Raw genomic sequence first — 25,029 nt, 5'->3', positions numbered from 1 at the left:
CACCGTCGAGGCCGGGTGGTGGTGATCCGCGGGACGGCACTTCCACGCCGGGTACTCGTGACGGCGGGTCGCACGTGCAGCAGGTACCGGTCATCGCCGGCACGCCTCCGCCTGGTGGTGGCACGAACATGCTGCCGCCGATCGGCGGGCCGGTCCCGCCTGGCGGCGAGATTCGGCCGCCGGGGCACGGCGGGCCAGGGCTCACCCCCATCCAGGAGTGGAACCCGACGACGCCGACGCCGATCACCAGTGATCCGCGCCCGATTCAGCCGACGCCCGGACCAGGTGGGCAGGGGCTGGGGCCGATGGTCGGGCCACTGGCCGGATCGGGTGGCGGGCCAGGTGGATCGGGTTCCGGCTCGGGCAGGCCCGGTGCCGGCGGTGTTCCCGGAAGCGGCGGGCTCGGCCGTGGTGGTCAGCCGGGTATGGGCGGTCAGGTCGGCGCGGGTCCGCACGGTGCACGCGAGCCGCACGGGCCGGCCGGGCGTCCGGTCGCGGGTATGGCGGGCCGTGGTGGCTCGGCCATGGGCGGCATGCCGATGGCTCCCGGTGCCGGCGCGCGTGGCGACGAGGACGAAGAGCACGAGTACAAGGTTCCGCTGAACGCGGGCGATCCGGAGGACGTCTTCGGCACAGACCAGGTGACCGCGCCCGCCACCATCGGCGAGGAAGACTGAGCCGCGACCATGCTGCGTGACACGATCACGCTGCGCGTCGACACCGTGCTTGCCATGATCAGGTGGCGGGAAGCCGAGCCGCACCCGGTCTTGGCGAGCGTGCCGACCTGGCACGACGACGACGCGCTGCGCTCCCTCGATCAGCATGCCCGCGCGGAACTCGCCGGGCTCGGTCTCACCGACGACCCCGACCTGGACGACGCCGTCGGTCTGCTCGTCCGGCCTGATCGCGAGCTGTACGGCTGGATCGACACCACCTTCGACGGGCGCCGGCGCGAGTACGGCGTGCTCGCCGTGTCCGGCTACGGCGGCGCGCTGCTCGCGGTGCATGAGTTCGACAACGGCGTGGTGGCGCTGCTCGGCGCGCGCCCCGAGGAACTGCTGGCCGCGTTCCTCGCGCAGTTGCCGGACGCGCCGGCAGCTGACGGTGAGTCGGTCACCATGCCGTACGACGAACTCGAAGCGGCCACCGCGCCGCGCGGCGAAGGGTTCGGCGGGTTCTCCAGGCGCCCGGTGAACCCGAACGTCCGCGCGGCGCTGCGGATACTGGCCAGGCCACGCTGGGGCGGCGGAAACCTCTACGCCGCAAGGAAAACCGCCAACGGCCACCGGGTGCGCGCGGAGTCGCCGGTCACCTTCATCGACACCGACGACGGGCGCTGGCTGACCATGGTGTCCGGCAGGGACGGACAGCGGTGGGCGACCGCCGCGCCGGCGACACCGCAGCTGATCGCGGACCGGTTGCGGGAGCAGGAATCCCTGATCGTGACCGGGTAGTCCACAGTGGACGGTCACAGCCAGTCGAGGTGTGCGACGCCGGCGAGTTCGTAGATCTTGTGGATCTGTTCCGCCGACTCACCTGTGTGTGTCGTGTTGTCGTGAGGTTGCCAGTAGAGTGCGCCGATCTTGGGTCCGAAGTCCATTCCCCAGCCGATGAGCGGGGATCCGGTGACCTCGTCGGCGCCGTAGATCGTGAACAGTCGCGGTGCGCAGCGGTGGACGGTGTCGCGTATCAGTGGCAGGGCTTCGGAAAGGGCGATTGTGTCCCCGTCAGTCGTCATGCCCTGACGCTGGCATGTTGCCGGGGGCGACAGCAACGCACCCGATCGTGTAATTGTCGGGTCCGCGCCGCGCCGCGAGGATCTGGTGGCATGACAGACAATCCCCATCCGAGCGCGCGCTCGCGGCAGGTGTCGACCGAGTTGCGCCGGCTCCGAGAAGAGGCCGGGCTCACCGGCGCGGCGGTGGCCAAGCAACTCGGCATGTCGCCGAGCAAGATCAGCCGGATCGAGACCGGCCAGCGTGGGCTGCACGCCGACGACGTGGCGGCACTGCTGGGGCTGTACAAGGTTCCCGAGCGCCGGCGCGACGAAATCCTCGACCAGGTAAGGAAATCCGGGCAGCGCGGCTGGTGGCACAGCCACGGTCTCGATCTTCCCGAGCTGTGGCGAGCACTGATCGACTTCGAGTCGCGGGCCACCCGAATCCAGAACTATCAGGCACTCGTCGTGCCCGGTCTGCTCCAGACCGCCGAGTACGCCGGCTCGATCATCCAAGGGGCGAGCAGCACTCTGACCGACGCGGACGTGAACAATCTCGTTGCCTCGCGCATGGCGCGCCAGGCCCTGTTGCGCCGCTTCGATCTCCAGTACGTAGCGGTGCTCGATGAGGGCGTGCTGCGCCGGCCGATGACCGAGAGTGGAGTGATGCGCCGGCAGTTGCGCCATCTGGTGGACGAATCCGAGCGGCAGAACGTCACGATTCGTGTCGTGCCTTGGCGTGGGGTGACACACGCGGGCGTACGCGGGCCGTTCACAACGCTGGATTTCGCCGAGGAGCCCAGTCTGGTCTACGTGGAGAACCACCACGTCGGGCTGTTCCTGGACGAAAAGGAGGACATCGCCGCCTACCGTGTCGCCCTTGGCAATATCCTGAGCGTGGCACTGAACAAGGCGGACTCGGCGGAGCTGATCTCGTCGCTGATCGCCGAACACGAGTAGGAGGCGCCATGGACGCGCTGGACCTGAACGGCGCACGGTGGCGCAAGAGCAGCCGCAGCACCGACAACGCCGACTGTGTCGAGGTGGCGTTCGCCGGTCAGGCTGTCGGCGTTCGCGACTCGAAGAACTCGGCCGGACCGATCCTCGCCTTCCCTCCGGCGGCGTGGCGTGCACTCCTACTCGACTGACCGCCGCGTCCCGGTTATCCACAGGGCCGAGTTATCCACAGATCGCCATTCGTCGCGTTTCCCCGGCCGGTCATCGGTAGATGCTTGGTGCAAGACACCTCGCGCCGGCACAGTGAAGGCCGGTGCGCGACTGAGGGGGAGACCTCGTGCCCAACAGGACAGAGAGTGAGCGGGTGGTGAACCAGCTCCGCAACGACGTGGCCGGCGTGTACGAGCTGGTCAGCCAACTGGACCGGAAGGTCGATCGCAGGTTCGGGAAACTGGACCAGAAGTTCAACCAACTGGACCAGAAGTTCAACCAACTGGACCAGAAGGTCGATGGCAAGTTCGGGGCACTGGACCAGAAGATCGATGACAGGGTCGGGGAGCTGGACCAGAAGTTCAACCAACTGGACCAGAAGGTCGATCGCAAGTTCGGGGAGCTGGACCAGAAGATCGACGACAAGGTCGACGGGCTCAGAGCAACCATGGACTGCCGGTTCGACTCGATGGAGCGACAGATGGGAACGGTGCTGGAGCTGTTGCGCGACAAGGGATCTGGCATGACCTGACCGCTTCAGCCGCTATGCCCCCAGCCACTCGAGGAGCGCATTGGTGGCCGACTCCGACTCGGCGAGGCTGTGACCGGCGTCCGGCACCAGTCGCACGGCGATCTCCGTGCCGGCCGGGAAGTAGTCGCGCTCGAAGGCGAGCAGCGCCGCCTCGGTCCCCCGTGCCCGGTGGAACAGCCGATCGTCGCTGCCGGCGAGCATCAGGACCGGCGGGCACGGCACGGTCAGCGGCGTGGCCCACATCGCCTCGTTCTCCGCCGTCTCGGCGGCGCACACCGTGCTCTTGGCCGGCTCCTCCCACTGTGGCAGCTCGCCGGGCGGGTAGAACACGCCGCGGGTGCCGGGAACCGTGGTGATCCACCCGCCGTCCAGCGAGGCGAACCGCTCCTCCTCGCGCGCCGGGTGCATGTGCTCGGGAAAGGCGATCTCGTCGCGGCTGAGCACGTGCGTCATGCCGGTGAGCACCAGCGCGTCCACCACACCGGGGTGGTGCTGGGCGAAGTAGAGAACCGCCGCCGCGCCCGAGGAGTGCCCGGCGAGCGCCACCCGCGCGAACTCGCCGCGCAGGTCGGTGATCAGCCCGGCCAGCAGTGTCGCCAGCATCGGCGCGCTCGGCTGATCGGATCGCAGCGGAGTGGAGCGCCCGTGGCCGGGGCGGTCCAGCGCGAGCGTCGCCCAGCCCGCGCCATGCGCCCGTTCCGCGTACGGCGACCAGTACTCGTGCGTGTACGTCGCGCCGTGCACCAGGACCTGCACGCCTCGCGGATGGTCCGGCACGCACAGGCGCCCCCATGCGGTGGCTCCGTCGATGCCCGGTACCGGAACGGTGATCTCGTTCATATCAGTGAGAAGACTGTCATGTGCTCGCCGGCGCGGACCTTGTACCCGTGGCGCGCCATGAGGAACGTGACCACCGGGCGCACGTGCGCCGCGCCGTACACCACGGCGACGTCGATCTTCTCCTGCGCGCGCTCGGTGTGGATCTTGTCGAGCGCCTCGGCGAGCAGCGCGTCGCGCTTGTCCTCGATCAGCTTGTCCATCGGCAGCTCGGGGTCCCACGTCCGCCGGTGATCGATGATGTCGTCGTTCAGCTCGAGGTATCCGGCGATCGCGCCGCGGGTACCGAACCAGCGCAGGTACAGCCCGAAGACCGGCGCGGCGGTCGAGGCGAGGATCCGGTGCGTCAGCGGAATGTCCTGCCAGTGCTTGCCGAACTCGGTGCTCGTCATGTCCGCCCAGATCAGCGGCACACCCACCTCGACCATGCTCTTCGGCTGCACGACCAGCCCGAGCCGGTCGTTGCCGGCGGCGTACCGGTAGGCGGAGGTGATCATCCGCCCGCGCCGGTCCGAGCCGCGAATCCCTTCCGCCACAACGAGATCGTGCCCGGCGAGCTTGTGCGACACCGCGTCGTAGAACTCGCGCGCGGCGAGGTGGATCATCGGATACAGCGTGAACACCAGCGGCGTGCCGGCCCGCCGCAGCGTGACCACGCTGGTGCGCAGGCCCATCGGCCCGACATCGATGATGTCCACGACTCCAGACACGCGCGCGGACCGGCGGCCGTTGCCCCGGATCAGCGTTGTGGGACAACGACTCCCACGCCGCCGTCGCGCCGCTCGACGACGCAGTGCGACGGCAGCCGCGTCTCCCGGCCGAGCGCCACGGTCATGCCGGCGGCCTTGTCCGCGTCCAGTCCGGTGGCCGTCAGGTCCAGGTCGCCGCGCACCGAGACCTCCGACAGGTCCGGCGGCACCGCGAAGGTGGCACCGCCCAGTTTCAGCGCGTCGTGGAAGGTCGCCCCGGAGAACTTGTGGTCACCGCGGAAGGTCGCCCCGGTCAGGTCCACCTGCCAGTTCGCCTCGAAGCCGCTGAACCACACCCGGGCGTGGCAGTCCAGGCCGGCCGCGTTGAACCAGCCCCACACCTTCGCGCCGGTGAACCACGCCGACCCGAGAACCCGGCAGCCCGACAGCGAGGTCGAGCGGTACAGCTTGGCCCAGCGCAGCGTCAGCGTGCCGATCGTCTTGCCGGAGAAGTTCACGTACTCGAGCACCGCGCCGGTCAGGTCCAGGTCGTAGGCGGGGGCGTCCTCGCCGGACGGCAGCAGGTCGGTGATCAGGCGCAGCGCGGTCAGGCGCACCTGCAGCTCGTGGTCGTTCTCGTCGCCGTCCAGCGCCCACTTCGGACGCTGGCCGCTCTCGACAAGGTTGTAGCGCGTGTGCTTGAACGGCTGGCGCAGACAGGAGCACAGCACGTCGAGCACGGTCTGGGTGTACTCCGGCCGGCTGCGCGCCAGCCCGACCAGCGCCAGCAGCGCGCCCACCCGGACCTGCGACGTCTCGTGCCCGAGCAGCTCGACCGCCCGCGCGAACCGCTCGTCGGACACTCGCTCGCGATCGTGCTCGGTGCGGGCCGACTCCAGCTCGTGCCGGTCGCGCTCCACCCGCTGCCGCTGCTCCTCGACCCGCCGCCGCCGGTCGTTGAGCCACAGCGCGTACAGCGCCACGATCGCGCCGGCCGCGATGCCGCCGGTCTTGAGCGCCTCGACCTTCGAGGTCTTCGGGTCGGTCAGCAGCATCCCGGTCACCACGCCCAGCACGCCGAGCGACAACAGGAACGTGCCGGTGAGCGCGAACGCCGGCTTGCGCCGCCGCCAGTTGAGCAGGAAGGTCGTCGCGCCCGCCACGACGAGCAGGGCGCCGACGATGACCCACACGGTGCTGTTCATCGCCGGCAACCCTAGAGGTCGCGCTCGTCAGTCGTGGTTGGTCGCGAACACCTGCAGCCGGTCGTAGGACCCGTTGAAGCTGTTCTGGTCGATCGGGGACGACGAGTACTGCCACACCGTGTACGTGCCCCAGCCGATCGGCAACTGGCCGACCGAGGACGCGTACCGCGCGACCCACAGCGGGTTGGTGGAGCCGAAGTCCGCGCCGACACACTGATTCCACCAGTTGGTGGTGGTGTAGATCGCCGGGTACTTGTTCCACCGCGCCTTGTAGGTGTTGCTGAAGTCGCGGATCCAGTTGGTCATCGAGGCCTTGGACAAGCCGTAGCAGGTGGCGCCGTACGGGTTGTACTCGATGTCCAGCGCGCCGGGCAGCGTCTTGCCGTCACCGGACCAGCCACCGCCGTTGCTGGAGAAGAAGTTCGCCTGCGTGGCGCCGCTGGACCGGTCCGGCAGCGCGAAGTGGTACGCGCCGCGGATGAAGCCCTGGTTGTAGGAGCCGTTGTACTGCTGGCCGAAGTACGGGTTCTTGTAGCCCGTTCCCTCGGTCGCCTTGGCCCACACGAACCGCTTGCCCGCGTTCCACTGGGCCGCCCAGTTCACATTGCCTTGGTGACCGCTGACGTCGATGCCCGGGACGGTGGCCATCACGCCGACTTCAGGCTGCGGCGCGAGCGCGCGAGCCTTGGTCTCCTCGTTGGACGGGTCGCCACCCTCGTGCTTGCGGATCTGCGAGCCCATCGGGGTGTCTTGGGTACGGATCATCTCGGCGACCGCGGGGTCGGAGGCCGGATCGAAGACTCCGCCTTCCGCCGCCGGCTCAGCCGTGGCGGTGACGGACGTTAACAGCAGGGCGCTTGCTGACAGCGAGACACACACAACGACAAGTCTGCGCCATCTTCCTTTCGATGCCAGGGACTTCATGCCTGTCCTTTCGTTGCCCTCGCGACGGCTTCACGGGCCGTAGCCGTACGGATGACGATTGTGTTCGCCCAAGTACCGATTTGTCACGCTTTTGTGTGAATTTGTCACCGAGACTTGGGTATCAGGCAGGGTGGAGACGGGCCCCGGACGGGGACCCCGGCGGAGAGGGGTGAATCGGCGCTGGTGAGATGGCTGCCGGTGACTAGAGTCAACCGTGCGGGTGACCGAACGTACGCTGCGTGTGTGCCCGACCTCGGTGCCACGGGGCGAGCTGAACGCGCGATCTGAGGGGTCTGATGGTCGTGAGCCTGAGCGCGGGCGCGGCGAGGGAGTCCACCGACAGGGGCTCGTTCGCCGCATCCTGGGCGGCCGCGCTGATCGAGAGCACGTTCGTTCCGCTCGACCGGGGCACCGTGGTCGAGCGGCTGCGGCCGTTCGTCGACGAGCTGGCCACGTGCCTGCTCGCCGTGGACTTCGCCGCCGAGCCGGCCGCCAGGGTCGGCGCCGAGCTGGTCCGGATGCGCTGCCACGGTCCCGGCGCGCTCGGCGCGTCGATCAACCTGCTGGGCGACTCGCTCGCGCTGGCAGCCGGCGCGCCGGCGGACTCGGAGTGCCGGCGCAGGACGGCAGCGCTGCAGGCGGCGTTCGCCACCGGCTTCACCGAGGCGATGACCGACCGCATTCTGGAGCAGCAGGAGGCGATCAGGCAGGCCGCGTTCGACGCGCGGGACGGCGCCGAGGCGGCACTGCGGGCCAGCGAGGCACGTTTCCGCGCGATGTTCACCGAGTCCGCGATCGGCATCGGGCTGTCCAGCATCGAGGGCACGGTGATCGACGCCAACCAGGCGATGGCCGACATGTTCGGCTACCGGCGCGCCGAGGTCCGCGGCAAGAGCATCGAGGACTTCCGGTACCCGGGCGACGCGGTGCTGCACCCCAAGGGCTACCTCGACCTGATCGCCGGCAAGCGTGATCACTTCCACATGGAACGCTGCCTGCGCCGGTGCTCGGGCGACCCGGTGTGGGTGCACATGACGGTCTCGCTGGTGCGCGACGACGACGGCGCGCCGGACTACCTGGTGACCATGGTCGAGGACATCACCGACCGCAAGCACCTGCAGGACCGGCTGCACCATCAGGCGACCCACGACCCGCTGACCGGCCTGCCCAACCGGGCGCTGTTCCAGGACCGGCTCGGCGCCGCGTTCATCGACTCGCCCGGCTCCCGCGTCGGCCTGTGCTACCTGGACCTCGACGGGTTCAAGGTGATCAACGACAGCCTCGGCCACGACGTCGGCGACCAGCTCCTGGTCGCGGTCGCCGAGCGGCTGGACCAACTGGTGTCCGGGACCGGCAAGCTGGCCGCGCGGATGGGCGGCGACGAGTTCGTGGTGCTCGTCGAGGGCAGCACCGGCCGCGACGAGGTCGTGGACCTGGCCGACAAGATCCTGTGCGTGCTGGACGACCCGGTGCGGATCAGGGGCCACCAGCTGTCCGTGTCGGCCAGCATCGGCATCGTGGAGCGGGCCGTCCGAGGGTCCTCGCCCGCGGAGATCATGCGCGACGCCGACGTGACGCTGTACTGGGCGAAGGCGGACGGGAAGAACCGCTGGGCGCATTACGACCCGGAGCGCAACGCCAGGGAGGTCGCGCGGTTCACGTTGTCCGCGCGCATGCCGGCGGCACTGGAGCGGGACGAGTTCTACGTGGACTACCAGCCGCTGGTCTCGCTCTGCGACGACTCGCTGACCGGGGTCGAGGCGCTGGTCCGCTGGCGGCACCCGGAGTTCGGGCGGCTCCCGCCGGACCGGTTCATCGGGCTGGCCGAGGAGACCGGGTTGATCGTCCCGCTGGGACGGTGGGTGCTGCACGCGGCGTGCCGGCAGGCCAGGGCGTGGCTGGACCGGTTCGGCGACCGCGCGCCCATGATCAGCGTGAACCTGGCGGCCAGGCAGATCCAGGACCCGGGGCTCGTCGGCGACATCAAGTCGATCTTGGCCAGCGCCGACGTGCCGCCGTCGATGGTGCAGCTGGAGCTGACCGAGTCGGCCATCATGGGCACCACCGGTGAGCCGCTGGCCGTGCTGCACTCGTTGGCGCACATGGGTTTGCGGATCGCCATCGACGACTTCGGCACCGGGTACTCCAACCTCGCCTACCTGCGCACGCTGCCCGTGCACACGTTGAAGGTGGCCGGCTCGTTCATGGAGGGCCTGCGCGACCACGGCACGCACGAGCCGGTCGACTACAAGATCGTCGAGACGCTGGTGTCACTGGCGCACACGCTCGGGCTGGAGGTCACCGCGGAGGGCGTGGAGACCACGGCGCAGGCCGACCGGCTGCGGCGGATCGGCTGCGACTCGGCTCAGGGCTGGCTGTACGCCAAGGCGGGCCCGCCCGAGTCGGTCGACGCGATGCTGTCGCGCTAGCTCGGGCAAGGTCGCCGAGTCGGCTCCGCCGACGGCCGGTGGTGACGTTGATTGGTTGGTTGCGAGGCCGGTGTGGGTCCGTCACCGTAAGGGCGATCGCCCTCGTAGAAGCGTGCGACCCCAGCGTGGCTTTGTGGACATTCGGCCAAGTTGCCCGGAAGGGATGGCTGGCGCTAGCGGGTGACGGCCGCGATCAGGTGCGCGGCGGGGATCACGGCGGCCACCGGTCCGATCGGGTTGATCACCAGTGGATGGCCGCGCAGCAGCGGCGCCAGTTCGCGCCCGAGCACCGGACGCCAGCCGGGCCAGGCGCGCGGGATCGCGTCCGGTGAGGTGCACGCCGGCACCATGAGCCGCCCGTCGCGGTTGGGGAACGCGGTGATCGAGCGGTCGGTGCGGCCGGCGGCGTAGATCAGCAGGATCGTGTCGAGCACCACGGGCGGGAGCACGTCGGGACGGTGCTTGCCGGCGCGGATCTCCTCCAAGAGCCGCCCGAGGTCGTCGACGCGCTGGGGCGCGGCGGGCCTGGCATGGCGGCCCCGGCCGTACTCGGGGTTGCCGTGGAAGGTCTCCTCGATCTCGCCCCGCTCGTCGACCGGGTAGGCGCCCACGATGGCGGCCTGGCTCGGCTGGTCACCGTCGTCCATTTCGTGGTCGATGACGTACAGCCAGCTGTTCGGGTGTGCCTTGGCGTTGTCCCGCATTTCCTGTGTGATCTCGGGCTGTTCTGCCATGTCCCGCCCCCTGCCTTCCACCTGGGGCCCATGCTAAGGAGGGCGACCCCGTCGCGCAGAATCGCTAACCCCCCACGGGGGTGTCACTCGAACGGTCTATCGAGTCGGCGAGTGGCGAAGTTCGGTACCTTCGCGGCATGAAGATCTCTCGGCGCGTCACGGCGGCGGTGCTCGCCGGGACCGCGCTCACCCTGGGGGCATGTTCGGACGACAAGGGCGGCACCGGGTCGCCCTCGCCGACCTCGCCGACCTCGGCGACCGGCGGCGCGACCTCGGCCACCGATCCGACCACGTCCGGCGCCCCGACCAGCGCGAACCCGCCGGTCAACCGCCCGAAACCGCTGGACATGCGCGCCGTTGACCCGTGCCGAGTCCTCGCCGCGACGCCACTGCGCGAGCTCGGTATCGACAAGGCGCCGGAGACCAGGGAGTCGGTCCAGCCGTTCCCACAGGCGAAGGCGTGTGCCGCGCAGGCTTCCGCGGGAACCCCGAAATTCGGACTCGGACTCATGGTCCTGCCGGTGACCGACCGGAGTGCGGCCGACTACGTGAAGTACACCAGGGAGGCCGGTGCGGAGGTCCAGCCGATGCAGGTCGCCGGCTACCCCGGCTACCTGATCAAGCCGACCAATCGGATTCGGTGCGACGTGGTGGTGGACGTCGCCGACGGTCAGTTGCTCTACGTCCAGCACACGGACGTCAGCGTGCCGCAGAAGGTCCCGCAGGCGACGCTGTGTCAGAGCGTCGTGCCGAACGCGGAGGCGGCGGTACGGGCGGCCGGGTGACGTCATGGTTGCCCGAGTAGCACGTCTTAGGAAAGAATCCAACGGTAAGGCGTCTGGTTTGGGGAACCGGACGTGGCGGTCGCTCGTCAGAGCTAGGATCGTCGCGAACGCACATGGATGTAGGGAGGCATTGCAGTGCTGATTGACTCGGGTGGTGGCGGCGGTTCGACCCCTCCGCCGTACGCAGGTCCGCAGCGCCTGAGGGTTGAGCCCTCGGCGATTCCCGCGGTCCGGGAGGCGTTCCGCAAGGCACAGGAAGCCGTGGCGAAGGAGACGCAGAACCTCAGCGCCCTCGACCGTCCGTACTGGGCCGGCGACCAGATCAGCAGGGCCACGGCGGAGAAGATCATCGTGCGCACCTACGGCGAGAACACGTCCGGCGCGCACACGCTGGCCGAGTACGCCGGCCAGCTTCAGGGCGTCTGGGAGGCGCTGGACGCGTCGTACAAGGCCTACGAGCGCGTCGAGGGCAGCAACACCGCCATGTGGGGCAAGCACCACAAGGCCTGACCACAAACTTCTGAGGGGTGAACCCACATGGTGGACGTGCGCTGGGACGGTGTGTCCCACGAGCAGATTCACACTGACATCAACAACGGGCAGGGCGCTTCGGCGTCCTCGGCCCACGCCCAGGCATGGGACGGCGTGGCCAAGTCGCTCGAGAGGATCAACGGCGACCTGCAGGCCGAGCTGAGCCGGCTGGGCGCCGTCTGGGAGGGCAAGGCCGCCGACAACACCAAGGCCGGCAGCACGCCGCTGGTGCAGTGGTCGGAGACCACGAACGGCCACGCCACGAACATGAAGACGACGGCGGAGTGGCAGGGCAACTTCATCGGCGAGGCGCGCTCGGGCGTGCCGAAGCCGGTGCAGGTGACCACGCCGGAGCCGTCGACCGGTGACTACATGAACGCCTACGCCAACCCGTTCTCGTCGAAGACGGTGGCCGGCGTCGAGCAGCAGGCTCGCGACCACGAGGCGCAGGAGAAGGCGCGCCGCGAGGCCGAGCAGAAGGCTCGCCAGGCGATGACGAGCTACCAGTCCAGCAGCGACATGAACGTCAACACGATGGCGACGTTCGAGACTCCGCCGCAGGTCGTGGTGGGTGTTCCCGAGCCGCAGCCGCGCGGCGGCCAGGTCGGCCCGCCCGGGGTCGGCGTGGACGGTCCGAACGGCAGCACCAACACCAGCAGCGCTCCGACGCTGACCGGCGCCGGCGGCAGCGTGCCCGGCGCTCCCGGTACCGGCGGTGGCGGCACCGGTCCCGGGGGTCACGTGCCCGGTGCTCCCGGTACGGGTGGCCCTGGCGGCCCCGGCCCCGGCGGTTACCCCGGTGCTCCCGGTACCACCAATCCGGGTGGCTGGTCGCCGATCAGGCCGCAGAACACCGGCAAGCCGCCGACCACCAACACCCCGCCGAACCTGGGCCCGAACAGCGGCCAGGAGTACGGCATGCCAGGCCCCTTCGGCCCCGGTGGCACCAGCTTCGGCGACGACGAGGCGGCCCGCCGCGGCGGCCCCGGCTCGCGTGGTGTCGGCGGCCCCGGTGGTCTCGGCGGCGCGAACGCCGACGGCCAGCGTGCCGGCAAGGGCGGCCCGGGTGGCTTCGGTGGCATGGGCGGCGCCGACGACATGGCGCACCGTGCCGGTGGCGCGGGCGGCCCTGGTGGTCGCGGTGCCGGTGGCATGGGCGGCGGCATGCCGATGGGCGGCGCCCGTGGTCAGGGCGAGGAGGACGAGGAGCACGAGACTCCCGACTACCTGATCGGTGCCTCCGATGTCTGGGGCGACGACCGCAAGGTCGCACCGCCGGTCATCGGTGAGAAGCCACAGCAGAAGTGACGATCGAGTCCGGACTCAGGGCGGGCAGGGAGCCGATCTCCCTGTCCGCCCTTGAGTTCGACGTGGTGTGGAAGCACCTCGACCTGTCCGAGATCCCGCTCATCCTCGACGTGCCGTCGCCCGGCGCGACGTGGGAGGAGCGGGCCAAGCTCGAGCAGCAGGTGTGGTTCGACCTCGAGCAGCGCGGGCTCGGCCGGCAGGTCGCGATCGATCCCGAGTTGGAGGAGATCCTCGGCATCCTGGCCAGGCCGGAGCGCGAGGTCGACGGCCGGGTGTGGGTCGGCAAGATCACCCGCTTCGTGGTGGCGGCCGTCCGTGACCACGCGGTGCTCGCCGTGCTGTCCGACGACCAGTTGACCTTCCATCGCGTCCCGATCACCGGTCTGCCTGGCGTGGCGGTGGGCGTGCTGCCGCCGGCGCCGGCCGGCCCCGGGCATTCGGTCAGCCTCCGCAGCGACGACTTCACCGCCGCGGCGAACGACGCCAACGACGTGAACTCGTTCAAGGCGGGGCTCGTCTCGGCCGGGCTGCGCCCCGACGACGCCAACACACTGGCGACCGTGTTCGACGCGAAGCTCACCGGCAACGGGAACTTCGGCGTCGCCGCGCGGGACAAGCTCAGCCGGCGGGTGCGCGGCAACCGCGTGGTGGCGTTCTTCGACACCGAGGCCGGTCGCTACGTGCAGCTGCGCAAGCAGGCCCCGGACGGCACGCCGTGGACGACGATCGCGCCGGCCGACGGTGCCAAGCTCGCCAGGCACATCGACGAGGTGCTCACCGAGGTGCTGCGCGAGGTCGAGGACTGACCGTGCCGGCACGGCGCCGGGTGGTCGATCCGGGTGAGCTGCGGGCCGCGATGGCCGAGGTCGTGTCGTGGCTGGACGGCGGCGACCAACCCGACCGGGCCACGCTGGCCGCCGCCGTGCGCGCGAGCCTGCGCACGCTCGCGCAGGGCGCGCCCGGTCGCAGTGTCGAGGTCCGGGTGCCGCCGTTCGCCGCCGAGCAGTGCGTCGCCGGCCCCACGCACACCCGGGGCACTCCGCCGAACGTGGTGGAGACCGATCCGCGCACCTGGCTCGAACTGGCCACCGGCCGGCTGGCCTGGGCCGAGGCCGTGGACACCGGTCGGGTCATCGCGTCCGGCACCCGCGCCGACGACATCGCCGAATATCTTCCGGTGGTTTAGTTTCGGACAAAGGGTGCCCCGCCCCTGGTTGGTCCGGACCAGAGGCGGGGCGGCGGGAAGAGCTTCATCGCTAGTACAAATCCTGGCGTATTCGATTCTCGCCGGCAACCAGGGTGGCGACCCGTAGTTACACGGGTTTCGGCACATTCCCGCAAGCCGTGGATCCACCTGCGGGAACAGCGGTGCGAGGTGCGGGATCGTCCGGGCTATTTCTGCTCGATCAGGAGTTGGCGGCGGGAACGCACGTTGTTCTTTCGCAGAACGTTTCCGACGTGCTCCTCGACCGTTCGGCGCGACAGAAAGAGAATGTCCGCGATTTCCTGATTGGTGTGGCCGGCCATGACCAGCCTGGCCACTTCGCGTTCCCGAGGTGACATCTGCTCGCCGTATCCGCGACCATTGCGCGCCGACGGTTTGCGAATTCCGTGCTGGCGCAGCCGATGGCGGCACCGTGCCGCGTCGCGCACGGCACCGATGTGCTCGAACTGATCGGCCAGGGTGCCGATCGTGGTGGACGCGCCGGCGTGGTCCTCGTCCCACCGGCACACCGCCGCCTGCTCGGCGAGCTGTGCCGCGCGGTACCGGAACCCGAGTCGCGCGTGCAGCTGACGCGCCTGGTCGAACAACGGCGTGGCGTCCTCGCCGGAGTGCCTGGCCAGTTTGGCGCGGCAGCCCAGCAGTGCCGCCGCCGCCAGTGGCGCGTCCAGCTCCGTCACCGCCTCGGCCAGCCGGTCGGTCAGGCGCGCCGCCTCGTCGACGCGGTCCGCCCCGCAGTACGCCTCGACCGCGTACGGCACCAGCTCACCGGCCCACGCCCAGCCGCCCTTGCGCACCAGCGCGTCGACGCCCCGGTCGGCGCGCGTGCACGCGGCGGCCAGTTCGCCCTTCTCCAGCAGCATCCGGATCGCCCCGCCGGCCGCGCCCAGCATCACCGGGAACACCTCGTTGCCCGGCTCGGCCGTGCTCAGCCGGGACAGATACGTCTGCGCCTCGTGCCAGTCGCCGCGTGCCACCGCCAGCCACGCCCGCACCAGCCGTGCTGAACGCGATCACCGAGGAGCTGTGCACCTGGCCGTGGGTGTTCAGCCTGGACCGCACGACCGGCCGCTACCAGCTGTTCCTCGGGGTGGACGCGGTCGATCTCGCCGGCCTGGACGGACTGCTCGCCGCCCGGCTGGGACGGCTGGACGGCGTGACCGCGATGCGCATTGCGGTGGCAGCGCAGGTGCACCGGGAGGGCGGCGACTGGCTGGCCAGGGCGCTCACCCCGGTACAGCGCGCGATGCTGGCCGACGGGCCGCCGGCGATCCGGGCGCCGGGGCCGACGCGGTGGGACCTGGCCGACGCGGCGATCGCGCGGGCGGTGGCCGTCGACCCGCGCCGGCGTTCGTCGGATCTCGCGGACGACTGCGGGATCAGCGAGTCGACCGTGCGCCGGCGTCTGTCCAGGATGCTGCGCAACCGGGAGCTGCTGTTCCGGTGCGACGTGGCGAACCCGCTGGCCGGCTGGCCGGTGACCGCGCTGTACCGGGTCGAGGTGCGCGCCGACCGGCTGGCCGAGTCGGCCCGGGCGCTGGCCACCCTGCGCGAGACGCGTCTGTGTGTGACCGTTGTCGGTGATCACAACCTGCTGCTGATCGCGTGGCTGCACTCGCCGGCGGAGTGCGCCGAGTTCGAGGCGCGGATGTCGGCGGCCGCGCCGGTGGCCCGGGTGATGGAGCGCAACATCAGCACCTGGGTGGTCAAGCGGATGGGCCGGCTGCTCGATTCGCGGGGACGAGCGGTGGGCAGCGTCCCGATGACGCCGGATACGTAGAAATACGGGACGGTCGACGGGTTGTCCCCCGGGGCCGGTCATACCAACGTTTCGTTGATCAAACCTCCACGACAGAAGGTGTGAGCGAGCTGTGGACTCCACGACAGAGGCACGGCCGAGGAAAGGGTTCTTCGGGCACCCACGAGGGCTGATGAACCTTTTCGGCGTCGAGATGTGGGAGCGGTTCTCCTACTACGGACTGACCGGCATCGTCGGGCTGTACATGTGGTACTCCGCCCAGGACGGGGGCCTCGGCCAGTCGAAGGCGGCGGCGATGAGCATCGTCGGCGCGTACGGCGGTCTGATCTACGTATCCGCCATCGTCGGTTCGTGGATCGCGGACCGGCTGCTCGGCGCCGAGCGGACAGTGTTCTACGGCGCCGTGGTCGTGGTGATCGGGCACCTGAGCCTGGCGATCCTGCCCGGCCTGGTGGGTCTCGGTGTCGGCCTGTTCTGCGTCGCGGTCGGCGGCGGCGCGCTCAAGGGCAACGCCAGCGTCATCGTCGGAATGCTCTACGAGGAGAAGGACGGGCGGCGGGACGCCGGCTTCTCGATCTTCTACATGGGCATCAACATCGGCGGTCTGGCCGGCACGATCTTCACCGGTGCCGTCGGCGAGAAGATCGCGTTCCACTACGGGTTCGGGCTCGCCGCGATCGGCATGATCATCGGCCTGATCCAGTACACCCTCGGCCGGCGCAACCTGCCCGAGTCGGCCAGTTCCGTGCCGAATCCGCTGCCGCCGTCCGAGCGGACGAAGTACCTGGTGGCGTGGCTCGGCCTGGTCGTGGTGATCGTGTTGGCGGTGGCCCTCGGCGTGATCACCGCGCTCAACCTGTCCGATGTCGTCGCGGTGGTGGCCGGCGTCGCCGCGGTCGCCTACTTCGTGCTGATGCTGACCAGCGACAAGGTCACGCCGGTGGAGAAGAGCCGGGTGCGCGCGTTCATCCCGCTGCTGGTGGCGAGTGTGGCGTTCTGGTCGCTGTTCCAGCAGCTCTACACGGTGATGCCGGTCTACGCCGAGGGCCGGATCGACCGGATGCTGTTCGGTTGGGAGATGCCGGTCTCCTGGGTGGCCAATGCGATCAACCCGGTGTTCATCATCCTGCTCGCGGGCGTGTTCGCCGTGCTGTGGACCAAGCTCGGCCCCCGCCAGCCGTCCACCCCGACCAAGATCGCACTGGGCCCCATTCTGGTGGGCGTCGGGTTCCTGTTGTTCCTGACGGTGGCCGGCGGCGGGGCCGGCTCGGTGCCGCTGCTGGCGTTCTTCGGGTTCCTGCTGGTGTTCACGATCGCCGAGTTGTTCATCTCGCCCGTGGGACTCTCGACGGCGACGAAGCTGGCGCCGGAGGCGTTCCGCAGCCAGATGATGGGGCTGTGGTTCCTGTCGGTGGCGATGGGCTCCTCGCTCGCCGGCACGATCGGCCAGTACTACCACGAGGACAGCGAGGCGAGTTACTTCGGCATCGTCGGCGCCGGGGCGATCGTGGTGGGCCTGGCGGTGTTGGCGCTGCGGCCGTGGATCTCCAAGCAGATGAGCGGCGTGCGCTGAGCGCGACGGCGTGGTCGCGCCCCGCGATACCAGTGTGGGGCGCGCCACGTCGCAATGGTCCGGAGCTGCCTGAGCAGGACATACACTTGGGTGCAGCCTGACGCCGTCCCTTGGGAGCGCTTCAGTGGCCACCGTCCAGCCCACTGGCACAGGATCCGTTCACCCCGACACTGACGTCCCGGAGAGAGAGCCGCGCGAGGAATGCGGCGTCTTCGGCGTGTGGGCCCCTGGTGAAGAGGTCGCCAAGCTGACCTACTACGGCCTCTACGCGCTGCAGCACCGCGGCCAGGAGGCGGCCGGCATCTCGGTCGGCGACGGCTCTCAGGTCGTGGTGTTCAAGGACCTCGGGCTGGTCTCGCAGGTGTTCGACGAGCAGGTGTTGACCTCGCTGCTCGGACACGTCGCGGTCGGGCACTGCCGCTACTCCACGACCGGTTCCAGCACCTGGGAGAACGCCCAGCCGACGTTCCGCACCACCGCGGCCGGCTCCGGGCTTTCCTTGGGGCACAACGGAAATCTCGTGAACACCGGCGACCTGCTGGACCGTGCGCACGAGCTGGGCGTGGTCACCAAGAACGGCTCGACCACCGACTCCGACCTGATCACCGGCCTGCTCGCGGCGGCGGCCGCGGACAAGGGCATCGAGCAGGCCGCGCTGGAGCTGCTGCCCACCCTGCGCGGCGCCTACTGCCTGGTGTTCTCCGACGAGTCGACGCTGTACGCGGCGCGCGACCCGCACGGCGTGCGCCCGCTGGTGCTCGGCCGGCTGGAGCGCGGCTGGGTGGTGGCCAGCGAGACGGCCGCGCTGGACATCGTGGGCGCGTCGTTCGTGCGCGAGGTCGAGCCGGGCGAGCTGCTCGCGATCGACGCGGACGGCCTGCGGTCGAGCCGGTTCGCCACGCCCGAGCCGAAGGGCTGCATCTTCGAGTACGTCTACCTCGCCCGCCCGGACACCACGATCGCCGGGCGCAGCGTGCACGCCACCCGCGTCGAGATCGGCCGGCGGCTGGCCGGCGAGCACCCGGCCGAGGGCGATCTGGTGATCCCGGTGCCCGAGTCCGGCACCCCGGCGGCGATCGGGTTCGCCCAGGGCTCCGGCATCCCGTACGGCTCAGGGCTGGTGAAGAACGCCTACGTCGGCCGCACGTTCATCCAGCCGTCCCAGACGATCCGGCAGCTCGGCATCCGGCTCAAGCTGAACCCGCTGCGCGAGGTGATCCGCGGCAAGCGGCTGGTCGTTGTGGACGACTCGATCGTGCGCGGCAACACCCAGCGCGCGCTGGTGCGGATGCTGCGCGAGGCCGGCGCGGTCGAGGTGCACGTGCGGATCGCGTCGCCGCCGGTGCGCTGGCCGTGCTTCTACGGCATCGACTTCGCCTCCCGTGCCGAGCTGGTCGCCAACGGGCTGGACCTGGACGGGATCCGCCGCTCGATCGGCGCGGACTCGCTTGGCTACGTGTCCCAGGACGCGCTGATCGCGGCCAGCGAGCAGCCGAAGACCCGGCTGTGCTGCGCCTGCTTCGACGGCAGCTACCCGATCGCGCTGCCGGACGACGCGCGGATCGGCAAGCACCTGCTGGAGGGCATCAAGAGCGCGGAGAAGGGCCTGGAGAAGGGCATCGCGGGCTCAGCCGCACCCGTGCTTCCCACCGGGTACGGTGCCGAGGACGCGCTGCGGCGTCCGTAACCATGACTCCCCATCCGTGACGGAGATCCACACGTGAGCACGCCAATCGACGCGTCGAAGGCCACCTACGCCGGGGCGGGGGTGGACATCGCGGCCGGCGAGGAGGCCGTAGAGCTGCTCAAGCCGTACGCGGACAAGGCGTCGCGGCCCGAGGTGCTCGGCGGGATCGGCGGGTTCGCCGGCCTGTTCAAGCTGCGGCTGGACCGGTGGAAGGAGCCGGTGCTCGCCTCCTCCACCGACGGCGTCGGCACCAAGATCGCCGTGGCGCAGGCGCTGGACGTGCACGACACGATCGGCCTCGACCTGGTCGCGATGGTGGTCGACGACCTGGTGGTGTGCGGCGCCGAGCCACTGTTCCTGCAGGACTACATCGCGGTCGGCAAGGTCGTGCCGGAGAAGATCGCCGCGCTGGTCAAGGGCATCGCCGACGGTTGCCAGCAGGCCGGGTGCGCGCTGCTCGGCGGCGAGACGGCCGAGCACCCAGGGCTGATGACCGACGGCGTCTACGACGTGTCCGCGACCGGCGTCGGCGTGGTCGAGGCGGACAAGCTGCTCGGGCCGGACCGGGTGCGCCCCGGTGACGTGCTGATCGCCATGGGCTCCTCCGGCCTGCACTCCAACGGGTACTCGCTGGCCCGGCACGTGCTGCTGGACATCGCGCGGATGCCGCTGTCCGGGCAGGTGGAGGAGTTCGGCCACACGCTCGGCGAGGAGCTGCTGGTGCCGACCCGGATCTACGCCAAGGACTGTCTCGCGCTGGCCGCCGAGGCCGAGGTGCGCACGTTCGCGCACATCACCGGCGGCGGGCTGGCCGACAATCTGGCCAGGGTGATCCCGCGCGGGCTGGCCGCGAAGGTCAACCGCGACACGTGGACGCCGGCGCCGGTGTTCGCGCTGATCGCGCAGCGCGGGCGGGTCGAGCGCGAGGAGATGGAGCGCACGTTCAACATGGGCGTCGGCATGATCGCCGTGGTCGCGCCCGAGGACGTCGACCGGGCGCTGGCCGTGCTCACCGCCCGGCACGTGCCGGCCTGGGTGGCCGGTGAGGTGAGCCCGGCCGAGGACACCGACAGCGCCCGCGCCCACCTGTCCGGCGACTACCTGCGGTTCTGACCCCGTTTGTAGGTCTTCAAGACCAGCAAACCCCGGTCAGGAGCGTCGCCAAGTACGGCAAACGTCGGGGTGGCTTGGTGGGGCGGGCAACCTTTCGGTGCGCTGGTTCCGTTTAACTCGGTGACGCGGGAAGGACGGGACGGGTGAGTGGTCGGGACGGCGAGTTCGCCGAATACGTCGACACACGCCTGCCCGTCATGCGCAGAACCGCGTACCTGCTGTGCGGGGACTGGCACCGGGCGGAGGACCTGGTGCAGACCGCGCTCAGCAAGCTTTACGTGGTGTGGCCTCGGCTGCGGGCCAGCGCCGGCATCGACGCGTACGCGCGCACGGTGCTGGTGCGGACCTCGATCGACGAGTCGCGGAAGGCCTTTCGCCGCAGGGAGAGCACGACGTCGGAACCGCCCGAGCTGAGCGTGCCGCCGTCCGGTGTGGAGGACGCCGTGGACGTGCGGCGGGCGCTCGGGCAGCTCCCGGCCGGTCAGCGGGCGGTCGTGGTGCTCCGATATTGGGAGGACCTGTCGATCACCGAGACGGCCAGGGTGCTCGGGCGGACCGAGGGGACAGTGAAGAGCCAGGCGGCGAAGGGTCTGGCCGCGCTGCGGGAGTTGCTCGCGGCCGGCCGGACCGTACTGGAGGGGCAGTCGTGAACGAGGTGACGTCGCTGCTGGCGCGGGCGCTGGACGGGGAGCCGCCGCCCGAGCTGACCACCGACGACGTGCTGCGTGCCGGCCGAGGCCGGTTGCGCGGGCGGCGGATCGCCGCGGGTGGCGGGGTGGCCGCCGCGGTGATGGCGGTGGCGCTCGGCGCGGCGGCGCTGACCGGGGACGGCAGTGGCGGCCCGGACCCGACGCAGGCCGCCCAGCCGACCCTGCCGCCGTCCACTGTGGACAGCGCGCCGCCGGGGCCGTCGCTGCCACTACCACCGTCCACGACGGCCGACCCGCGGTACGTGCCGCATCCGTCCCGCGCCACACAGCTGACCAAGACGATCACCGGTGCGGCCCTGCTGCCCGGCACGATCAACCAGGACCTGGTGTTCCAGCCGTACAACTTCGGCTACACGGCCGCCGTCGAGGTGCCGGCCGGCGGTGGACGGGTGAACATCTCGATCTATCAGCCCGGCGGGCAACCACCGTCCTCGTGCCTGATGCCGTCCCCGGACGCGGTGTGCGACACCCGCGTGCGGGACGGGTTGACCGTGTACGTGGGAATCGCCGGGCCGGGGTCGGTCAGCGCGCGCACGGTCCGCCCGGACGGCACCTGGGTCGCCGCGCTGGCCGAGCGCACCTCGCCGGCGGTCACCGTGGACGCGCTCGTCGAACTCGTCACCCTGCCGGGACTTGCCCTGCGCTGACCGGGCACCCTGGAGTCGTGGACGACCTCGTGGTGACCCGCGCGCTGGTGATCCCGGCCGGCGAGCTGACCGAGCGCTTCTCCCGCTCGTCCGGCCCTGGTGGGCAGGGCGTGAACACCGCCGACTCGCGGGTGGAGCTGTCCTTCGACATAGCGAACTCGCCGTCGGTGCCGGCGCACCTGCGTGACCGCATGCTGGCTCGACTGGCGCGCAGGCTCACCGACGGGATCATCACGATCGCCGCCAGCGAGCACCGCGCCCAGCTCGCCAACCGCAACGCCGCACGGCAACGGCTCGCCGCTGCGCTCAGAGAAGCAGCCGCCCCGCCGCCACGTGAGCGCAGGCAGACGAAACCGAGCAGAGGTGCTCGGGAGCGTCGCCTGACCGACAAGCGTCGGCGGGGTGACACCAAGCGGGCGCGGCGCGCCGGGTTCGACGAGTGAGGGGGACGGGCGCTCAGCGCCGGTCGTAGTCCTCGTACTCGTCGGCCGTGTCGTCGGAACGGTCACCGTCGTGGCCATCGCCACGGGACTCCGACCCTGACAGCTCGCGCTGCAAGGCATCGAAGTCTGTATTGGGAGTGCTGTACTTGAGCTCCCTGGCCACCTTCGTTTGCTTGGCCTTAGCTCGGCCGCGCCCCATGGCTCGACCCCCTCGCACAAGGACGGGGCGGCCGGGGGATCGGCGGCCCCGCTCATCTCGACAACTGATTCCTGCTAACTACCGTACCGTGCCGACCCGGTTCCATGCGACGCGGCACGGTGTGCGGAGCCCGACATTACGTCGAGATCCGCCGGCCGGTGGGTCAGGCGCGAGGCGCGCCGGCGGTCGTGACACGATGCCGAGGTGCCTCGTCCGTTCGTCGCCTACCTCAGGGTGTACGAACCGCTGTCTTCTTTCGACGCTCCGTGGCGGGACCGGCTCCAAGCAGTGGTCGACGCGGGTCCGATCGACCGAACGGTTGCCGGTAGTCGCGAACAGGAAATGTGGCTCAAGTCACAGTTCTCTCTGCCGGCTTCACTGTTCCCTGGCGAGCTTCCGGACGGCCGCGCGCTCCCGCCCACGCCGAACGACGTCCTCGTGCTCGACCCGGCCGTGGTACCGGTCGAGGAGGGCACGACCGTAGGGCCGGGGCCGCTGGTGTGCCCGCTGGACGTGCGCACCCGCTCGGCCGCGGCACTCGTCGGGTTCCTGTCCACCGCCACGCCCACGCTGCGCGAGGCCGCGCTGCCGGCCTCGGTGGCGACGATCCGCAAGCGCGCGACCGAGGTGCTGTCCGGGCAGTCGAAAAGCGCGGTGCACGTGGTCTCGATGACCTGGACGGTGCCGCTGCCCTGGTTCTCGATGGTGGACCCGGACCGCCGGCACGTCGTGGTGGCGACCCGGGACGATCCCGCGCGGACGTGCTGCTGGCGGATCGCCATTGTCGACGCGCGCAAGCGGATCGACCGGGCACACGCGCTCGCCGTCGACACGTTCGGCGACGAGGGGCCGACCAAGATCCTGGCCGACACTGACCGGTGGCTCGCGAACTTCGACGAGGCGTCGGCGGTGGAGCTGGACTACGGCGGGCTGGTCCAGTTGCTCGACGACGACGAGCTGGTCGGTGACACCTCGGCGCAGGACGTCAACGCGATCGTGGACGCGCTGGAGAACGGCGACGCCGAAGAGGTCGCCGAGCGGTTCGAGCGCCTCCGCGACTTCTGGGGCGAGCTGGCCCTGCGCGAACGCTTCAACTAGGGGCCTTTTCCAAGTTGCGTGGGTGGTTGCTTAGGGCACGCCCAGGCGGCGATCTACGGCGTTGGCGCCCGCTCGAGTATGCCCAATACGAGTCGCTCCCATCACACGACCCGATGTAGCTCAGCTCATCCACCTGGACGCGCCCGGTGGGTCACCCTGCGAGGACGGGAAAGAAAATAGCCTCGCGGTCAGGCGTCGTCGCCGCGTTCGGCGGCCAGCAGCTCGTCCACCGAGGCGCTGCCGGCGCGGTACCGGCTGCCGATCTCCTCGTTGAGCCGGTCCATCACGACCTGCACCTCACGCCGGCGCGTGGACACCGACCCCTCCTCCTCGCGGTACGTGCGCAGCGCGAGGTCGAGCTTGTCGTCGGCCAGGTTCGACACGTCGGACAGGTCGGCGTCGGACACCAGCGCCTCCACGTGCCGCCGGTGCGCCTCGGCGCGGGACGGCTCGAGCGTCTGGTGGCGGCCCGATCCCATGGCCGGCCCGACCGCGTTGTCGGCCAGGATCGTGGCGAGATGCTCCAGCACCGACGAGGTGTCCCCGGTGGCGCGCCGCTTCTGCTCGGCGAGCACGATGTCGATCCGCCCGTGCAGCAGCCGGCGCAGGTAGGACAGGTCGGTCTCCTCCTGCGCCGCGTCGTCACGGCGGGCCCGCACCTCGGTGAGGTCGAGCGAGGCGAGGTCGGTGACGTACTCCGGGTCGAGCACCCGGTCGATCCGCCGACGTCCCCCTGGACGCACTTCGATCACGAGGCCATCCTCCGGTAAAGGGCGGCGTGATGCCACCTTGTTTGGCTCAGCCGGCACGCACGCCGAGCAACTCCCGGACCTCGTCGACCGGCAGCGGCGGGCGCTGGGCGATCCGCGCGATCCCGGCCGCCCTGGCGACGAGCTGCGCGTTGTCCTTCACCCGCTCGCCGCGAGCGTAGGAGATCGTGTCCTCCATGCCCACCCGTACGTGACCGCCGGCGGACAGCGCGGCGAACATCACCGGCAGCGTGGAGCGGCCGACGCCGGTGGCGGAGAACGTGGCGCCCTCGGGGATCATGCGCAGCGCCGCGACCACGGTCTCGGTGTCGCCCGGCATGCCACCCGGCACGCCCATCACCAGGTCGAGGTGCACGTGGCCGCCCGCGGGCAGGCCGTGCTCGTCGAGCAGCCGGCGCAGCGCGGCGAGGTGGCCAAGGTCGAAGATCTCGTACTCGGGGACGATCTCGCGCTCCCGCATGCCCTTGTGCAGCTCGACGATGAACTCCCAGCGGTTCATGAACACGTCGTTGCCGAAGTTGACGGTGCCCATCGTGCAGGAGGCGGAGTCCGGCATCGCGTCGAGCACGCGCAGCCGGTGCTCCTCCGGATCGGTGACCGCGCCGCCGGTGGAGAGCTGGACGATCAGGTTGGTCTGCTCGCGCAGCGCGGCCACGGTGTCCTTGAGCCGCTGCGGATCGAGCGAGGGCTTGGCGTCCTCGTCTCGGATGTGCACGTGGATCATCGACGCGCCGACGCGCTCGCAGTCCTGTGCGGTGGAGACGAGCTCCTCGATCGTGACGGGCAGGTTGGGCACGTCGGACTTGGCGTGCTCGGCACCGGTCGGCGCGACCGTGATCACCGTGCCGTGTCCACCGGGGCGTGCTGTCGACGATGACATGCCGCGATCCTGACACATCCCATCGGCCCGGGGACCGGCCAGGCGTATCCCGATAGCGTGGACATCGTGG

At 70.3% G+C, this 25,029-nt stretch carries 29 protein-coding genes; 19 read left to right on the top strand and 10 right to left on the bottom strand.

The features are described 5' to 3' along the window. Positions 1-74 precede the first annotated feature (74 nt). Both EV193_RS33260 and EV193_RS13040 read left to right on the top strand, forming a co-directional pair. Positions 75-677 carry a hypothetical protein gene (locus EV193_RS33260; RefSeq protein WP_165401332.1) on the top strand — a complete coding sequence of 201 codons (603 nt, stop codon included), beginning with the start codon at positions 75-77 and terminating at the stop codon, positions 675-677. 9 nt (positions 678-686) lie between these two features. Continuing rightward, on the top strand, positions 687-1,454 hold the full coding sequence (locus EV193_RS13040; protein ID WP_130344290.1) for an ESX secretion-associated protein EspG: 768 nt from the start codon (positions 687-689) through the stop codon (positions 1,452-1,454). A 14-nt stretch (positions 1,455-1,468) separates the two neighbouring features. Here the strand turns inward: EV193_RS13040 and EV193_RS13035 are convergent, their stop codons facing one another. Next, positions 1,469-1,738 carry a hypothetical protein gene (locus tag EV193_RS13035; RefSeq protein ID WP_130344289.1) on the bottom strand — a complete coding sequence of 90 codons (270 nt, stop codon included), beginning with the start codon at positions 1,736-1,738 and terminating at the stop codon, positions 1,469-1,471. A 90-nt stretch (positions 1,739-1,828) separates the two neighbouring features. Between EV193_RS13035 and EV193_RS13030 the strand changes: the two genes are divergently transcribed. From EV193_RS13030 to EV193_RS13020, 3 genes are all read left to right on the top strand, one after another. After that, positions 1,829-2,677: a helix-turn-helix domain-containing protein gene (locus EV193_RS13030; RefSeq protein WP_130344288.1), complete on the top strand. Its 849-nt coding sequence runs from the start codon at positions 1,829-1,831 to the stop codon at positions 2,675-2,677. An 8-nt stretch (positions 2,678-2,685) separates the two neighbouring features. Continuing rightward, positions 2,686-2,865, top strand: coding sequence for a DUF397 domain-containing protein (locus EV193_RS13025; protein ID WP_130344287.1), 180 nt, complete (start codon positions 2,686-2,688; stop codon positions 2,863-2,865). A 146-nt stretch (positions 2,866-3,011) separates the two neighbouring features. Beyond that, the gene (locus tag EV193_RS13020; protein WP_130344286.1) at positions 3,012-3,416 is read left to right on the top strand and encodes a hypothetical protein; all 405 of its coding nucleotides are present in this window, start codon (positions 3,012-3,014) and stop codon (positions 3,414-3,416) included. Between the two features lie 12 nt (positions 3,417-3,428). Here EV193_RS13020 and EV193_RS13015 read toward each other — a convergent pair whose 3' ends face one another. The 4 genes from EV193_RS13015 to EV193_RS13000 are packed head-to-tail and all read right to left on the bottom strand — an operon-like array spanning position 3,429 to position 7,071. Further along, positions 3,429-4,256, bottom strand: a complete 828-nt coding sequence (locus tag EV193_RS13015; RefSeq protein WP_130344285.1) for an alpha/beta hydrolase — start codon at positions 4,254-4,256, stop codon at positions 3,429-3,431. Beyond that, the gene (locus EV193_RS13010; protein WP_130344284.1) at positions 4,253-4,951 is read right to left on the bottom strand and encodes a hypothetical protein; all 699 of its coding nucleotides are present in this window, start codon (positions 4,949-4,951) and stop codon (positions 4,253-4,255) included. Before EV193_RS13010 ends, EV193_RS13015 begins: the two co-directional genes overlap by 4 nt. Before the next feature lie 41 nt (positions 4,952-4,992). Continuing rightward, entirely contained in the window at positions 4,993-6,147 is a 1,155-nt protein-coding gene (locus EV193_RS13005; protein WP_423202161.1) for a pentapeptide repeat-containing protein, read from the bottom strand. A 27-nt stretch (positions 6,148-6,174) separates the two neighbouring features. Further along, entirely contained in the window at positions 6,175-7,071 is an 897-nt protein-coding gene (locus tag EV193_RS13000) for a lysozyme (RefSeq protein WP_207222601.1), read from the bottom strand. Between the two features lie 302 nt (positions 7,072-7,373). Here EV193_RS13000 and EV193_RS12995 point away from each other — a divergent pair, with 302 nt between their 5' ends. Further along, entirely contained in the window at positions 7,374-9,500 is a 2,127-nt protein-coding gene (locus EV193_RS12995) for a putative bifunctional diguanylate cyclase/phosphodiesterase (RefSeq protein WP_242613336.1), read from the top strand. Between the two features lie 173 nt (positions 9,501-9,673). On the opposite strand, the gene EV193_RS12990 is transcribed toward EV193_RS12995, so the two are convergent. Then, complete coding sequence (locus tag EV193_RS12990) at positions 9,674-10,234, bottom strand: type VII secretion system-associated protein (protein WP_130344281.1); 561 nt, start codon at positions 10,232-10,234, stop codon at positions 9,674-9,676. Positions 10,235-10,371: 137 nt separating this feature from the next. On the opposite strand from EV193_RS12990, the gene EV193_RS12985 reads away from it, so the two are divergent. From EV193_RS12985 to EV193_RS12965, 5 genes are all read left to right on the top strand, one after another. Further along, positions 10,372-11,019 carry a DUF3558 family protein gene (locus EV193_RS12985; RefSeq protein WP_130344280.1) on the top strand — a complete coding sequence of 216 codons (648 nt, stop codon included), beginning with the start codon at positions 10,372-10,374 and terminating at the stop codon, positions 11,017-11,019. Positions 11,020-11,154: 135 nt separating this feature from the next. Next, positions 11,155-11,529, top strand: coding sequence for a hypothetical protein (locus tag EV193_RS12980; RefSeq protein ID WP_130344279.1), 375 nt, complete (start codon positions 11,155-11,157; stop codon positions 11,527-11,529). A 27-nt stretch (positions 11,530-11,556) separates the two neighbouring features. Further along, the gene (locus EV193_RS12975; RefSeq protein ID WP_130344278.1) at positions 11,557-12,858 is read left to right on the top strand and encodes a PPE domain-containing protein; all 1,302 of its coding nucleotides are present in this window, start codon (positions 11,557-11,559) and stop codon (positions 12,856-12,858) included. Next, a complete protein-coding gene (locus EV193_RS12970; RefSeq protein ID WP_130344277.1) occupies positions 12,855-13,664 on the top strand; it encodes an ESX secretion-associated protein EspG in 810 nt (269 codons plus the stop codon). Before EV193_RS12975 ends, EV193_RS12970 begins: the two co-directional genes overlap by 4 nt. Before the next feature lie 50 nt (positions 13,665-13,714). Further along, the gene (locus tag EV193_RS12965) at positions 13,715-14,044 is read left to right on the top strand and encodes a sterol carrier family protein (RefSeq protein ID WP_207222626.1); all 330 of its coding nucleotides are present in this window, start codon (positions 13,715-13,717) and stop codon (positions 14,042-14,044) included. 206 nt (positions 14,045-14,250) lie between these two features. Here the strand turns inward: EV193_RS12965 and EV193_RS33255 are convergent, their stop codons facing one another. Then, a complete protein-coding gene (locus tag EV193_RS33255) occupies positions 14,251-15,075 on the bottom strand; it encodes a helix-turn-helix transcriptional regulator (RefSeq protein WP_165401331.1) in 825 nt (274 codons plus the stop codon). Here EV193_RS33255 and EV193_RS33250 point away from each other — a divergent pair. The 7 genes from EV193_RS33250 to arfB all read left to right on the top strand — a co-directional run bounded on the left by EV193_RS33250 (position 15,051) and on the right by arfB (position 22,012). Then, positions 15,051-15,860 carry an Lrp/AsnC ligand binding domain-containing protein gene (locus EV193_RS33250; protein ID WP_165401330.1) on the top strand — a complete coding sequence of 270 codons (810 nt, stop codon included), beginning with the start codon at positions 15,051-15,053 and terminating at the stop codon, positions 15,858-15,860. The two genes, EV193_RS33255 and EV193_RS33250, sit on opposite strands and share 25 nt — an antisense overlap. A gap of 91 nt (positions 15,861-15,951) precedes the next feature. Next, the gene (locus EV193_RS12950) at positions 15,952-17,412 is read left to right on the top strand and encodes a peptide MFS transporter (RefSeq protein WP_130344273.1); all 1,461 of its coding nucleotides are present in this window, start codon (positions 15,952-15,954) and stop codon (positions 17,410-17,412) included. Between the two features lie 124 nt (positions 17,413-17,536). Beyond that, positions 17,537-19,099, top strand: coding sequence for an amidophosphoribosyltransferase (gene purF, locus EV193_RS12945; RefSeq protein WP_130344272.1), 1,563 nt, complete (start codon positions 17,537-17,539; stop codon positions 19,097-19,099). A gap of 33 nt (positions 19,100-19,132) precedes the next feature. Further along, positions 19,133-20,212, top strand: a complete 1,080-nt coding sequence (purM, locus tag EV193_RS12940; protein WP_242613333.1) for a phosphoribosylformylglycinamidine cyclo-ligase — start codon at positions 19,133-19,135, stop codon at positions 20,210-20,212. A gap of 143 nt (positions 20,213-20,355) precedes the next feature. Continuing rightward, positions 20,356-20,862 (top strand): SigE family RNA polymerase sigma factor, encoded by a 507-nt coding sequence (locus EV193_RS12935; protein WP_130344271.1) that lies wholly within the window; start codon positions 20,356-20,358, stop codon positions 20,860-20,862. Beyond that, positions 20,859-21,569, top strand: coding sequence for a hypothetical protein (locus EV193_RS12930; protein ID WP_130344270.1), 711 nt, complete (start codon positions 20,859-20,861; stop codon positions 21,567-21,569). Before EV193_RS12935 ends, EV193_RS12930 begins: the two co-directional genes overlap by 4 nt. Positions 21,570-21,586: 17 nt before the next feature. Then, positions 21,587-22,012, top strand: coding sequence for an alternative ribosome rescue aminoacyl-tRNA hydrolase ArfB (gene arfB, locus EV193_RS12925; RefSeq protein ID WP_242613332.1), 426 nt, complete (start codon positions 21,587-21,589; stop codon positions 22,010-22,012). Between the two features lie 13 nt (positions 22,013-22,025). On the opposite strand, the gene EV193_RS12920 is transcribed toward arfB, so the two are convergent. Further along, positions 22,026-22,211, bottom strand: coding sequence for a DUF3073 domain-containing protein (locus EV193_RS12920; RefSeq protein ID WP_130344269.1), 186 nt, complete (start codon positions 22,209-22,211; stop codon positions 22,026-22,028). A gap of 204 nt (positions 22,212-22,415) precedes the next feature. On the opposite strand from EV193_RS12920, the gene EV193_RS12915 reads away from it, so the two are divergent. Beyond that, the gene (locus EV193_RS12915) at positions 22,416-23,309 is read left to right on the top strand and encodes a DUF8083 family protein (protein ID WP_130344268.1); all 894 of its coding nucleotides are present in this window, start codon (positions 22,416-22,418) and stop codon (positions 23,307-23,309) included. Between the two features lie 188 nt (positions 23,310-23,497). Here EV193_RS12915 and EV193_RS12910 read toward each other — a convergent pair whose 3' ends face one another. Both EV193_RS12910 and EV193_RS12905 read right to left on the bottom strand, forming a co-directional pair. Continuing rightward, positions 23,498-24,061: an RsiG family protein gene (locus EV193_RS12910; protein WP_130344267.1), complete on the bottom strand. Its 564-nt coding sequence runs from the start codon at positions 24,059-24,061 to the stop codon at positions 23,498-23,500. A gap of 46 nt (positions 24,062-24,107) precedes the next feature. Further along, positions 24,108-24,959 (bottom strand): beta-keto acid cleavage family enzyme, encoded by an 852-nt coding sequence (locus EV193_RS12905; protein WP_130344266.1) that lies wholly within the window; start codon positions 24,957-24,959, stop codon positions 24,108-24,110. Positions 24,960-25,029 lie beyond the last annotated feature (70 nt).

Source organism: Herbihabitans rhizosphaerae, assembly GCF_004216555.1.
Classification (GTDB): domain Bacteria; phylum Actinomycetota; class Actinomycetes; order Mycobacteriales; family Pseudonocardiaceae; genus Herbihabitans; species Herbihabitans rhizosphaerae.
This window is presented reverse-complemented; position numbering and strand designations above follow the sequence as displayed.

What these genes read in the sequence shown, in the direction of transcription:
- EV193_RS13040 (WP_130344290.1), top strand. Translation starts at nt 687, where the DNA reads ATGCTGCGTGACACGATCACGCTGCGCGTCGACACCGTGCTTGCCATG.
- EV193_RS13035 (WP_130344289.1), bottom strand. Translation starts at nt 1,738, where the DNA reads ATGACGACTGACGGGGACACAATCGCCCTTTCCGAAGCCCTGCCACTG.
- EV193_RS13030 (WP_130344288.1), top strand. Translation starts at nt 1,829, where the DNA reads ATGACAGACAATCCCCATCCGAGCGCGCGCTCGCGGCAGGTGTCGACC.
- EV193_RS13025 (WP_130344287.1), top strand. Translation starts at nt 2,686, where the DNA reads ATGGACGCGCTGGACCTGAACGGCGCACGGTGGCGCAAGAGCAGCCGC.
- EV193_RS13015 (WP_130344285.1), bottom strand. Translation starts at nt 4,256, where the DNA reads ATGAACGAGATCACCGTTCCGGTACCGGGCATCGACGGAGCCACCGCA.
- EV193_RS13005 (WP_423202161.1), bottom strand. Translation starts at nt 6,147, where the DNA reads ATGAACAGCACCGTGTGGGTCATCGTCGGCGCCCTGCTCGTCGTGGCG.
- EV193_RS13000 (WP_207222601.1), bottom strand. Translation starts at nt 7,071, where the DNA reads ATGAAGTCCCTGGCATCGAAAGGAAGATGGCGCAGACTTGTCGTTGTG.
- EV193_RS12990 (WP_130344281.1), bottom strand. Translation starts at nt 10,234, where the DNA reads ATGGCAGAACAGCCCGAGATCACACAGGAAATGCGGGACAACGCCAAG.
- EV193_RS12985 (WP_130344280.1), top strand. Translation starts at nt 10,372, where the DNA reads ATGAAGATCTCTCGGCGCGTCACGGCGGCGGTGCTCGCCGGGACCGCG.
- EV193_RS12975 (WP_130344278.1), top strand. Translation starts at nt 11,557, where the DNA reads ATGGTGGACGTGCGCTGGGACGGTGTGTCCCACGAGCAGATTCACACT.
- EV193_RS12965 (WP_207222626.1), top strand. Translation starts at nt 13,715, where the DNA reads ATGGCCGAGGTCGTGTCGTGGCTGGACGGCGGCGACCAACCCGACCGG.
- EV193_RS12920 (WP_130344269.1), bottom strand. Translation starts at nt 22,211, where the DNA reads ATGGGGCGCGGCCGAGCTAAGGCCAAGCAAACGAAGGTGGCCAGGGAG.
- EV193_RS12905 (WP_130344266.1), bottom strand. Translation starts at nt 24,959, where the DNA reads ATGTCATCGTCGACAGCACGCCCCGGTGGACACGGCACGGTGATCACG.